The organism is Aeromonas sp. D3, from assembly GCF_027705025.1.
Taxonomy (GTDB): domain Bacteria; phylum Pseudomonadota; class Gammaproteobacteria; order Enterobacterales; family Aeromonadaceae; genus Aeromonas; species Aeromonas salmonicida.
This window is the reverse complement of record NZ_JAPDBE010000070.1, coordinates 1-11,277: the sequence shown is the minus strand read 5'-3', so window position 1 is coordinate 11,277 and position 11,277 is coordinate 1. Positions and strand designations below refer to the sequence as shown.

Genomic DNA, 11,277 nt, shown 5'->3' with positions numbered 1-11,277 from the left:
CTCATGATGAACCCTTTTTCATGGCTCCAGATGACAAACATGATCTCATATCAGGGACTTGTTCGCACCTTCCCTAAATCAATAACCCCGCATTCACATCCTTTTATAGTCTTCAGGCTTGCAACATAGAACGAAAACTAAAAGGAAAAATGTGATGAAAAAGATCCTCCCTCTGATGATCGCAGCCGCACTTGCTTCTCCCGTCGCCATGGCCCACCAAGCTGGCGATATTCTGGTGCGCGGCGGCCTGGCATTTGTCTCTCCTCAAACGAGCAGTGATGACGTACTGGGTACCGGCGAGCTGGAAATTGACAGCAACATGCAGCTGGGTCTGACTCTCTCTTATCTGATCACGGATAACTGGGGTGTCGAGCTGTTGGCAGCCACTCCGTTTTCCCACTCCGTTTCCACTGCTGGTCTGGGTGAGGTTGCCAAGGTCAAGCACCTGCCACCGACCCTGATGGCGCAGTACTATTTCGGTGATGCCAAGAGCAAGGTTCGTCCTTACATAGGCGCCGGTGTGAACTACACCACTTTCTTTGATGAGGAAGGACGTGGTGCCCTGGCAGGAACCGATGTCAGCGTAGACTCTTCCTGGGGCATGGCCGGTCAGGTCGGTCTGGACATGGCGATCAACGATCGCTGGTTCGTCAACGCCTCTGCCTGGATCATGGATATCGACACCGATGTACACACTGCAGTCGGTACCATCAAGACCTCCATCGATCCCATGGCCTTCATGTTTGGTGTCGGCTATCGCTTCTGACAAGTAGCCGAACCGGTCCGTCAAGGGCCTTTACAGCTAAGCACGTCTCTTTGGCCCGACACTGTTCGGGCCCTTTTGTGTCTGCGTTATCCTCAGTCAATTGTGATCCAACCCTATATGGATCAATAAAATAACCCAAGCCCACCCTCTATAATTCGCCGCTTGTGCCGATAGTGTCTATGTTCACGTTACCTTCCCCCCACGAGTGAGGATGTCTCCATGGGTTTATCTATTGTGCAGCGGATCATCGCCGGATTTGTGTTGATGCTGCTGCTGTTGATCCTGCTTGGCGTGATCAGCACGGTGAAGATCAGGGGTATCAACGACGGTTTGTCGCAGGTATCCGACCAGGCGACGCCACTGGTGATTGCCGTTGCAGGCCTGAAAGGCGCCCTGCAAGACAGCAACCGCTGGGTATTGGTCTATCGGACCAGCGAGGAGGCAAGTCAGTTGCCACAACTCGCCAGCCAGTTTAAAGAGCAGCAAAACCGCTTCACTCAGCTGAGCCAGGAGATGGGCAAGTTCACCGGGGTCGCCGAGGCCAATGCCCGCTTCCAGCAGGTGGATAGTGCCACCAGGCAGTTCTATGGTCTGGCAGACCAGGTGCTCGCCCAGCACAGCCAGTGGGTCAATGCCCTGGTTCAGCGCCACAAGCTGGAGATCGATTTCATCCGGCTGGAGGACACTTATCAGCGTGCAGCCGATCTGCTGCTGCAACAGACGGCAAGCAAGCGCTCCATGCGCAACAAGGCCGAACTCATCACCTCCGGGATCGCCCGTGATCTGAAAAACATTCGCCGAGCCGATGCCAAAACCGACCTCAATGAGCTGGAAAAGGTGCTCAGCAAGGACATAGAGATGGCCCGCAAGCGCCTCGAACGCGTGCTGGTTCCCGACGATGTGAAGCAGCGTTTCGTGTCCAACCTGGATCGCATGCAAGAGCTGGCACTCGGTCAGCAAGGCTTGCTTGCCACCATGCGCAATGCCCAGCAACTGGCGGCATCCTTGCAGACGTTGAACCAGCAGCTCGACGCCAGCCTGGTCAACAGCTTGAGCTTGCTCGACCAGATGGGCCAGTCGGCCGGGACCATCGCCAGCCAGAGCCGTACTACGGCGGATGATGCAGTCAGCAGTGCCAGCTTCTGGATCCTGATCGTCGCCGCCATTTCGGCCGGGGCCGCGCTTATCATCGGCTATACCACGGCGCGCAGCATTCAGCGACCGCTGCAGATGATCAACAAAGAGTTGAATTACATGGCTGCCGGGGACATGACCCGCCGTATCAACTATCAGAGCAGTTGTGAGTTCGGCAGCCTCTCCCGCTCTATCGACACCCTGGCGGGCAAGACGGGGGAGTTGCTCTCCCAGATCAACGCCGGCTCTCGCCACTTGGTGGAAGAGGCGAGCCGCGCCGCCGAGATCAGCGAGCGGGCCATGTCACGGGTGCAGGATCAGAAGAGTCAGACCGATCAGGTGGCTGCAGCCATCACAGAGCTGGAAGTGAGCGCCACCGAGGTGGCCCGTTCCACCGATGGTACAAAACGGGAAGTGGATCTGGCTGATGATGAGGCGAGAAGTGGCCGTCAGAAAGTGGCCACCACACGTCGCATCACCGAACAACTGGCTGGTGCCATGGAAGAGGCCGTCGGCATCACCTACAAGCTGGGAGAGTTCAGTAACAACATCGGCAGTATTCTGGATGTGATCCGCAGCATTGCCGAGCAGACCAACCTGCTTGCCCTGAATGCGGCCATCGAAGCGGCCCGTGCCGGCGATGCCGGTCGCGGTTTTGCCGTTGTGGCTGATGAGGTGCGAGCGCTCGCCAACCGTACCCAGACCTCGACCGAAGAGATCCAGGCGATGATCGAGAACCTGCAGAACTCGAGCAAACAGGTGGTGGAGGTGATGGGCCGTAGTCAGGACCAGACCCGCAGTTGTGTTGAACAGACTCGTGAAATGGACCTGGCATTGCAGTCCATCGCCGAGCGGATGACCTCCATCAAGTCGATGGCGGATCAGGTTGCCCATGCCGCCCAGGAGCAGATTTCGGTCAGCCAGGGGGTGGCCCGACATATCGCCGGCATCGCCGACGTGGCCTACGAGACCGAGCGGGAGGCGAGAGAGTCGGCAAGCAGCAGTGAAGTGCTGGCGGATCTGGTCGCCAAGCAGCAGCAATTGATCGCACATTTCAAGGTCTAGGAGGGCTTATGTCTAACAAGTGGATTGGGGCCCTGAGTCTCCTGTTATGTGGTCAACTGGTGGCCAGTGAGCTGGTGATCGAAAGCTGGCGGACGGATGACAAAGTATTGTGGGAGCAGAAGATCATTCCTGCTTTCGAGGCTGCTCACCCGGGAATCCAGGTGAAATTCAATGGCGTGCAGAATGTCGACTACATGCCGACCCTGTTGACCAGTCTGAAGGATGGCAAGGCAGGAGATCTCATTACCTGTCGCCCGTTTGACGACTCCCTTGCCCTGTTCAAGGCCGGTCATCTGGCGGAGCTGACCGAGATGTCGGGGATGGAAAACTTCCCGAGTTTTGCCCAGTCACCCTGGCAAACCGATTCCGGTGCCCAGACCTTCTGTGTGCCCATGGCGTCAGTGATCCACGGTTTTTTCTACAACAAGAAGATATTCAGTGAGTTGGGCCTGACCATACCGCAAACCCGCGATGGTTTCTTTGCCGCGTTAGACAAGGTGAAAGCTGACGGTCGTTATGTGCCGCTGGCCATGAGTGGTGCCGAGAGCTGGGTTTCATCCGAACTCGGTTTTCAGAACATAGGCCCCAACTACTGGAAAGGGGAAGATGGTCGTCTGGCGCTGATCGGCGGGCAGGAGCGGCTCGACAACCCGCAATACGTCAAGGTGCTTGAGGAGCTGGCCCGCTGGCGCCCCTACCTGGGAGAAGGAGGCGAGAACCGGGACTATGCCACCACCAATGAGCTGTTCACTTCCGGCAAGGCAGCCTTCTACGTGGCAGGATCGTGGGAAATCGCCCCCTTTACCGGCAAGGTCGATTTTGGCGTCATGCGCCCACCAGTAGCCAAACAGGGTGATGGTTGTTTCTTTACCGATCACACCGATATAGGTATGGGCATGAACCCCGCCAGCAAGAACAAGGAGGCGGCCATGGCGTTCTTGCAGTGGCTGACCACTCCCCAGTTTGCCGAGCTCTATACCAACTCGCTGCCGGGGTTCTTTTCCCTCTCCAACCACTTCTTTGATGTCACCAATCCGGCGGCGAAGGAGATGATGGAGTGGCGTGACCAGTGTGATTCCACCATACGGGTGGCGACCCAGATCCTCTCCCGTGGCAAACCCAAACTGGGGGATGAGCTGGCCGAGGTGAGTCAGGCCGTGCTGCTGGGCAAGATGGCACCACAAGCGGCGGCAGACCAGCTGGAGCAAGGGCTGAAGGGCTGGTATCCACCCCATCAGGGCAACAAGGCCAAGGGGCAGGATTGCCAATGTGAGGCACCGGCTGTTCCCGCCACTGTCGTACCTGCGGTATCCACCACTGAGGCTCAGGTCGCACCAGCGCCTTCGGCTACCCCCGCGACTGAGGTACCGGTCGAGCCTGCGTCTTCGGCTGTCCCCGCCACGACAGAGGAGCCTGCCGTTCTTGCGCCATCTGCAGCCACGCCCGCCGTGACAGAGGATGCCCCAACCGCGCCCATTCCATCGATCACGCCGGTTATGCCAGCCTCTGCGGCGGCAGCCCCGTTACCGGCTCCATCTGCCGAGATTGAGCAGGCACTGTCCGAAGAGTTGGAAGCGCCACAGCAGTAAATGGCAACACCATAAAGAACGGGAGGCAACAGCCTCCCGTTTTCATTTCTGCCTGCCACTCGAGCTATTGGGTCTCATGGGGCCAGCGGCAGAGACTGCCGATGCGGGCCACAGGGGTAAAGCCCAATGAACGATAGACCCGCTGAGCGTGGTAGTGCTCGTCGGCCACTATGATGAGCTGCCTGGCCCGCTCCAACCCCTGGCGCGCGACCTGGCTCAGCAGTTGACGGCATAGCCCCCGGTTACGCCACTCCTGATGAGTACGTACCAGTTGAAACCGACCCATGGTCCCGGTGAAGAAGAGGCCGCAGCTGGCAACCAGCTGATCCTCCTGCCAGATCCCCCACCACTTCCCGAGTCCATCCGCGATCATGGCTTCATACAGGCGACGTCGGGACTGCAGGTAGGGGAGATAGTTTTCCACCGAGTGACCGGGCTCTCGCTCATTGAGCTCAAACGCCAGCCAGGCATCCCAGTCGGCGGGTGAAAAAGGGCGGGCTTCTGCGGTTTGGTCGATAGTGGCGGCCTGGTGCAGGTTGGTGGCATCCAGCGCCAGCACAACGCATTCCATGTATTGGTATCCCGCGGCCACGAAACCTGCGACGCGGCTATTCTGGCCTTCCGCCAGCGGCCACTGAAAGGTGCGATGCTGCACTCTGGGGTCCAGCCCGATCAGCTTGTCAAAACTGGCCTCGAGCCAGCCCTTGTCACGATCGCTGGGGGGGGTGGGGAGCAGCAGGTAGTTGCCAAAATAGTAATCGGGAGCATCAGGGGTGCGCACAGCCCAGAACTGCTCATGGTCTACCACGTTGCCCTGATAGCGATCGAACAGCAAGTCTGTTGCAAAACCGGGGTGGGTATCCATGACGAGGCTCCTGCGAATGGCTCAATTGGTTATCGGCAGGGAAGGGAAGAGGTTGAAAAAGGGGCCGGAGAAACCTCCGGCCAAACAATCACACGCAGATTCAGAACGTCCAGGACGATCTGTGTTCATCATAACGCGACTCCACGGCTTTTGGGATGGGGTGCCAATCGTTACTTCAGGTTAATTGCCAAATAAACACCAGAGTCTCACTCCTGTCTGTAAATCAGGGTTGACTTTGATCCGTTTTCTCATAAAGATAGAAAGACGTTTAGACGTCCAAACATCCGTTTTGACGTAGAGGAATGGGTTGCAGGGCAGGGAGAGAGCAGATGGGATTTCACAGTGCACGTCAGGTTGAGGCACTCAACCAGAGTCTGGCCGATTTAAGCGGTGACATAGGGGTTAGTTTCGAGTTTTTTCCACCCAACAGTGAAGGGATGGAAAATACCCTCTGGCAGTCCATCGAACGGCTGAAAGTGCTGGAACCCAAGTTCGTCTCCGTGACTTATGGCGCCAACTCCGGCACCCGGGATCGCACCCACAAGGTGATCAAGGACATCAAGGAGCGTACCGGCCTGATCGCGGCGCCCCACCTGACCTGTATCGATGCCAGCCGCGATGAGCTGCGCACCATAGCCCGCGATTACTGGAACAGCGGCATCCGCCATATCGTGGCCCTGCGCGGTGACTTGCCGCCCGGACTCGACAAGCCGGATATGTATGCCACCGATCTGGTGGCCCTGCTCAAGTCAGAAGCTGATTTCGATATTTCGGTGGCCGCCTATCCGGAAGGTCATCCCGAGGCCAGAAGTGCGCAGTCCGACTTGCTCAACCTCAAGCGCAAGATTGATGCCGGTGCCAACCGTGCCATCACTCAGTTCTTCTTCGATGTGGAGACCTACCTGCGCTTTCGGGATCGCTGCGCTGCCATCGGCATCGATGCTGAAATCGTGCCCGGGATACTGCCGGTCTCCAACTACCAGACCCTGGCCAAGTTCGCCGGTTTTACCAACGTAAAGATCCCGCGTTGGATGCATCAGCGTTTCGAGGGGCTGGACAACGATCAGATGACCCGCAACCTGGTGGGTGCCAGCATCGCCATCGACCAGGTGCGCGTGCTGAGTCAGGAGGGGGTGAAGGATTTCCACTTCTATACCCTGAACCGCTCCGAGCTGACCTACGCCATCTGCCATACCCTGGGGGTCAGACCGAAGGACCCTGCCTGACACAGGTTGCCGCAGGCACAAAAAAAGCCAATGAGTTGCTCATTGGCTTTTTTTTTCATAGCAGCTTGTCAAGGCCGGGTTGGGGCTATCTCTTTCGGTTCGAGATCGATGACCGCATTGCCGGCGGCACCCGGATACTGGTGATAGCTCTGGTCCTGCTCCAGGGTGTAGAAGGTATCCAGATAGTCATCGTTGTTGGTCATCCAGGAGTCGGGCAGCGCCTTGACGATACGACCGCCGAGATCCAGGAAGGGCAGGGCCTCCGGCACGCCGCCAGCGGTAAAGGCGAGCTTGAGGGCATCGATGAACAAGGCGCTCAGCTCCTTGTAGTTGACGTTGTCGTCCTGTTCCATCATGACGATGTCGACGGCACCCCAGCGGTAGCGATCCCAGTACACCAGGATCTGGTTGGGGGTGTAGTCTGTGTTGTCATAGTCGAGGTAGGGCATGTCGACTATGTCGACCACGGGCTCATCCCGGCTGGGATTGACCCCGGCGACCACCGCATAGACTTCGGCTGCACCCAGCAGCCAAGGCTCCTGATCATCCTTCAGTCTTATCTTCTTCAGGATACTGGTCTTGAGCGGTGCCGTACTGGCGGCGGTGCGCGGAGCTGCCTGCAGATCGGCTGCGGCCAGCGCCTTGCGCATCACCTTCAGGCCGGCGTTCTTGGCCTTGACTGGGTCTGCTTCCACCACCAGGACAGGTCGCGCCGGTGCCTTGTCCACATCCAGATAGACGGGGTTGCCGGCGCTGTCGAAAGCTTCGATCGCGCTCCAGCTCTTCTCATCTCCGCTCGGTACATAGGCAACCAGGGGTTCGACCCCTTGTTGCAGTGCGGCGGCCTGCTCCGGGTTGGCCAGTCGCAGTTGCATCAACTGCTTGACCTCGCCGTCCAGCCCTTGCCGACTGATGGCGGCCTGGTTGGCATCGCTCGCCTGCCGTTTCAGCCGTGGACTGGCCTTTTGCAGCAGGTTGGGCAGCGGGCTCTGGTACTCCTGATTGCTCAGCAGTGGCAGCAGGTTTTTCTGCTGTAGCGCCAGCTGGCGTGCCAGCTCCCGATCCGAGTCGGCAGCATGGGCGGTGGTGGCGCCCAGCAGTGCCAGTAACAAAATGACAGCCTGATTCCTCATTATTGTTCTCCAGTTTATGAGTCTGACAGAGGCACACATCGGGGAAGAAGAAGTGCCTCGGCACCACTTAATGGCAATTAGTTTCAGCTGTGAACCAATTTTTCTGAATTATGTGCTGTGTCTCACGGGAGGCTCCCCAGATGGTCAGGTCAGTTTCTCCGCTGGTTGACTTGATGCAGGATGACGCCGACGAACAGCCCCCAACAGGCGGCGCCGACACCCAGCAGGCTGATCCCGGAGGCCGTGATGATGAAGGTGAGCAGGGCGGCTTCGCGCGCCTCGTCTTGCTGCAATGCCGTGTGCAGGCTGCTGCCTATGGTGCCGAGCAGGGCCAACCCGGCGACGCAGGTGATCAGCGTGGCAGGAAAGGCGGTGAACAGGGTGGCCACGCTTGCCCCGAAGCAACCGGTCAGCAGATAGAAGCCGCCAGCCCAGACGGCGGCGGGCCAGCGACGGTGGGCATCGGGATCCACGTCCTTGCCCATGCAGATGGCGGCCGTAATGGCGGCCAGGTTGAAGGCATAACCACCGAAGGGGGCCAGCAACAGGCCGGTCAGGCCGGTCCAGGTGATCAGGGAGGAGGTAGCCGGTTGGTAACCGTGAGCTCGCAATATGGTGATACCGGGCATGTTCTGGGAGGTCATGGTGACGATGAACAGTGGCAGGGCTATGCCGAACAGGGCATTAAAGGAGAAGCTCGGCCAGGTCCAGACCGGGCTGGCGAGCTGCCAGTGCAGAGTGTCGAGTTGCAGATCTCCCCGCAGGGCACAGAGGGTTATTCCCATCGCCAGCACCAGCACCATGGTGTAGCGGGGCCAGAGATGACGGCCCAGCAGGAAGGCCAGCAGCAGGGTGCCAAGCAGCAAGGGATCTTGTGGCGCGACCTTGAACAGATCCAGCCCGAATCTGAGCAAGACTCCGGCCAGCATGGCGGCGGCCAGCGGAGCCGGGATGTGCCGCATCAGGCGATCGAACCAGCCGCTGATGCCGCACAGGGTGATCAGCAGGGAAGAGATAACGAAGGCGCCTATGGCCTCAGCCAGGGTGAAGTTGCCCAGGCTGGTAATGAGCAGGGCGGCCCCCGGGGTCGACCAGGCGGTCAGTACGGGTATGCGGTAATAAAAGGAGAGGCCGATGCAGCTTATTCCCATGCCGACACCCAGCGTCCATAGCCAGGAGGCAAGCTGGGCGGCATCGGCACCCGCCGTCGTAGCAGCCTGAATGATCAGGATGACGGAGCTGGTGTAGCCGACCATCACGGCGATGAAACCTGCCACCAGGTGGGGAAGGGCGAAGGGCATAGTGACGTCCTTGTCGGATTGTGACTGGTTGTGCGTTATTACGTACAATATGTCTCCTGACTATATCGATGTGCGTTATAGCGCACAAGGCGATTCATGCAAGAGCAATGAAGAGGCAGTCATGCAAGAGATGAATCAGCATCTGGCCCAACGTCTGAAAGGATTGCGCAGCGAACTGGGCTGGAGCCTGGATGTGGCAGCGCGTGAGACGGGGGTGAGCAAGGCCATGCTGGGGCAGATTGAGCGGGGAGAGTCCAGTCCCACTGTGGCGACCCTGTGGAAGATCGCCACCGGCTTTCGGGTCTCCTTCTCCAGCTTCATCGAGCCTGCCCCGGCAGCGCAGGGAGAGGTGCTCTATCGTACCGCCGACGCCATTCGCCAGCAGCCTGCGGGAGAGGGCATGCAGGTCGCCCCCTTATTTCCTTACGAGAAGCGGTTTGGCTTTGAATTGTTTGAGTTGACGCTGCTACCCGGGTATCAGCGCGAATCCGAACCCCATGAGCCCGGTGTGACCGAGCATGTCATCGTCATCAGTGGTCTGATGGAGGTGCTGGTGGAAGGGGAGTGGCGTTCACTGGTGCAAGGGGAGGCGGTGCGCTTTGCCGCCGACCGCCCCCATGGTTATCGCAATCTGGGAATAGCCCCTGCGATCTTTCACAACCTGATCCACTATCCTGCGGCCAGGCCCCGAGAATAAGCCCGGATGATCAGCCCGGACGGCCATCCGCCCTGGGGCTGGTCAGTATGGGGGCATAAACCCAGACGAACAGCCCATAGGCGCCGACCCAGGCCAGGCCACTCAGGTTCCAGCTGTGCAGGGTATAGGCAGGCCAGAGTAGCGGGATCACAACTCGGATCACGGCTGCCGCTATGACCAGTGCGAACGCACAGCTTATCCGGCGCCCTACCTGCAAGGCTCGGCCGCTATGGCCGAGGGAGACGCGCGCTATCATCCCCAGAATCATGGTGCCCATGCAGCCGGCGCTGAGCAGGTGGCTGGCCGTCGACAAGGTGATGGGCTGTCCTGCTGTCTGCGCCCCGAGAGCGAGCAGACCGAGCGGAATAAACAGGTAGGCGAGATGCAGTGACCACAGCAGGGAATGAGCAAGGGTGGTCGGGAGGCGCCAGCGCAGTTGTCGCCACAGATGCAAACCTGCCGCCACTATATATAGAGGCACCATATAAGTGCTGGTGGTCCATTGGGTGGGGAGCAGCAGCCAGCACAGCAAAATAAGCCACAGCGATGCGAGTGCTGTGCGCTCCAGCCACGGCAGGGGAGCGGTTTTCTCCAGACCGGTGCCTCGGGCGGTGAAGAAGGGAATGACCCGTCCTCCCATCACGGCAATCAGGGTCGTGAACAGCAGCACTGTCGTGATCAGCAGATGCTCTATGACGATCCACTCCTCATGCCACACCCAGCTGGCGCCATTGAGCAGAGTCATTACCACGAGCAGGGGGACAAAGAAGAGATTGCGCCATTGGCGGGTCACTATGATGGGCTTGGCCAGGAACCAGGCGCAGAGCGGTAGCCACATCAGATCCATCATCATCAGAGCCGGGTTCCCTTCTCCCAGCCAGGGCAACAAACACCTAGGTGCGGCCCACAGACCCACGACCAGTGCCAACGGCCAGCCCCGAACACCGGGATGGGCCGTCCAGTTCTGTACGGCGGTCAGCAGAAAGCCCGCCACTATGGCCGCACCGAAACCAAACAGCATCTCGTGGGCATGCCACCAGATGGGGTTGCCGACTCCTGGCAGCAGGATCCAGCCATTGAGCTGTGCCAGCCAGCCCAGCATGGCCAAGGCAGAGAAGAGGGCCCCGAGCAGGAAGAAAGGCCGAAACCCCAAGCGGAACAGAGGAACTATCTGTTCTTCTTTGCGGCTATCCAGGATCTGATGCATGGCGAAACCTTAATTGACATTTGAAAAGACAATTATAAAGTGACTTTTCAAATGTTCAATTTAAATCCAGTCAAAGCCTGAATTGATGGGGTTGTGAGCAAAAAGGCACGGGTTTGCTGCATATCTGAGCGAACGAACCATTGTGATGAAAAAGCCCTTGTCATCCCGGCGCGGCTCCCTATAATGCGCCCCTACCAGCACGGCGGAACACGCCAACCTGATGAGCCAGCTTCCTTGCGAAGCCGGCGCCGAAAGAAAAGCGAAAACAACCGCTTGACTTTCGAAGTGAGGAGC

At 58.8% G+C, this 11,277-nt stretch carries 10 protein-coding genes; 5 read left to right on the top strand and 5 right to left on the bottom strand.

All coding sequences use genetic code 11. The features are described 5' to 3' along the window. Nucleotides 1-154: 154 nt before the first annotated feature. From OKC28_RS22425 to OKC28_RS22415, 3 genes are all read left to right on the top strand, one after another. Complete coding sequence (locus tag OKC28_RS22425) at nucleotides 155-766, top strand: OmpW family outer membrane protein (protein ID WP_021140735.1); 612 nt, start codon at nucleotides 155-157, stop codon at nucleotides 764-766. A 219-nt stretch (nucleotides 767-985) separates the two neighbouring features. Then, complete coding sequence (locus OKC28_RS22420) at nucleotides 986-2,965, top strand: methyl-accepting chemotaxis protein (RefSeq protein WP_021140734.1); 1,980 nt, start codon at nucleotides 986-988, stop codon at nucleotides 2,963-2,965. 8 nt (nucleotides 2,966-2,973) lie between these two features. Further along, entirely contained in the window at nucleotides 2,974-4,554 is a 1,581-nt protein-coding gene (locus OKC28_RS22415) for an ABC transporter substrate-binding protein (protein WP_021140733.1), read from the top strand. 64 nt (nucleotides 4,555-4,618) lie between these two features. On the opposite strand, the gene OKC28_RS22410 is transcribed toward OKC28_RS22415, so the two are convergent. After that, a complete protein-coding gene (locus OKC28_RS22410) occupies nucleotides 4,619-5,419 on the bottom strand; it encodes a GNAT family N-acetyltransferase (RefSeq protein ID WP_256686036.1) in 801 nt (266 codons plus the stop codon). Nucleotides 5,420-5,748: 329 nt separating this feature from the next. On the opposite strand from OKC28_RS22410, the gene metF reads away from it, so the two are divergent. Next, nucleotides 5,749-6,645: a methylenetetrahydrofolate reductase gene (metF, locus tag OKC28_RS22405; RefSeq protein ID WP_021140731.1), complete on the top strand. Its 897-nt coding sequence runs from the start codon at nucleotides 5,749-5,751 to the stop codon at nucleotides 6,643-6,645. Nucleotides 6,646-6,713: 68 nt separating this feature from the next. Here the strand turns inward: metF and OKC28_RS22400 are convergent, their stop codons facing one another. Together OKC28_RS22400 and OKC28_RS22395 are read right to left on the bottom strand one after the other, a co-directional pair. Further along, complete coding sequence (locus OKC28_RS22400; protein ID WP_021140730.1) at nucleotides 6,714-7,778, bottom strand: DUF3103 family protein; 1,065 nt, start codon at nucleotides 7,776-7,778, stop codon at nucleotides 6,714-6,716. Between the two features lie 149 nt (nucleotides 7,779-7,927). Continuing rightward, nucleotides 7,928-9,079, bottom strand: coding sequence for a benzoate/H(+) symporter BenE family transporter (locus OKC28_RS22395; protein WP_021140729.1), 1,152 nt, complete (start codon nucleotides 9,077-9,079; stop codon nucleotides 7,928-7,930). Nucleotides 9,080-9,200: 121 nt separating this feature from the next. Between OKC28_RS22395 and OKC28_RS22390 the strand changes: the two genes are divergently transcribed. After that, nucleotides 9,201-9,776: a helix-turn-helix domain-containing protein gene (locus OKC28_RS22390; protein WP_021140728.1), complete on the top strand. Its 576-nt coding sequence runs from the start codon at nucleotides 9,201-9,203 to the stop codon at nucleotides 9,774-9,776. A gap of 10 nt (nucleotides 9,777-9,786) precedes the next feature. Here the strand turns inward: OKC28_RS22390 and OKC28_RS22385 are convergent, their stop codons facing one another. Beyond that, a complete protein-coding gene (locus tag OKC28_RS22385; protein ID WP_021140727.1) occupies nucleotides 9,787-10,983 on the bottom strand; it encodes an NnrS family protein in 1,197 nt (398 codons plus the stop codon). Nucleotides 10,984-11,043: 60 nt separating this feature from the next. After that, nucleotides 11,044-11,277: hypothetical protein (locus OKC28_RS22380; protein WP_270691133.1), on the bottom strand; the 234-nt coding region annotated here is incomplete at its 5' end.

Bases quoted from the DNA above. Each gene is read 5' to 3' on its own strand.
- OKC28_RS22425 (WP_021140735.1), top strand. From the start codon at position 155: ATGAAAAAGATCCTCCCTCTGATGATCGCAGCCGCACTTGCTTCTCCC.
- OKC28_RS22420 (WP_021140734.1), top strand. From the start codon at position 986: ATGGGTTTATCTATTGTGCAGCGGATCATCGCCGGATTTGTGTTGATG.
- OKC28_RS22415 (WP_021140733.1), top strand. From the start codon at position 2,974: ATGTCTAACAAGTGGATTGGGGCCCTGAGTCTCCTGTTATGTGGTCAA.
- OKC28_RS22410 (WP_256686036.1), bottom strand. From the start codon at position 5,419: ATGGATACCCACCCCGGTTTTGCAACAGACTTGCTGTTCGATCGCTAT.
- metF (WP_021140731.1), top strand. From the start codon at position 5,749: ATGGGATTTCACAGTGCACGTCAGGTTGAGGCACTCAACCAGAGTCTG.
- OKC28_RS22400 (WP_021140730.1), bottom strand. From the start codon at position 7,778: ATGAGGAATCAGGCTGTCATTTTGTTACTGGCACTGCTGGGCGCCACC.
- OKC28_RS22395 (WP_021140729.1), bottom strand. From the start codon at position 9,079: ATGCCCTTCGCCCTTCCCCACCTGGTGGCAGGTTTCATCGCCGTGATG.
- OKC28_RS22390 (WP_021140728.1), top strand. From the start codon at position 9,201: ATGCAAGAGATGAATCAGCATCTGGCCCAACGTCTGAAAGGATTGCGC.
- OKC28_RS22385 (WP_021140727.1), bottom strand. From the start codon at position 10,983: ATGCATCAGATCCTGGATAGCCGCAAAGAAGAACAGATAGTTCCTCTG.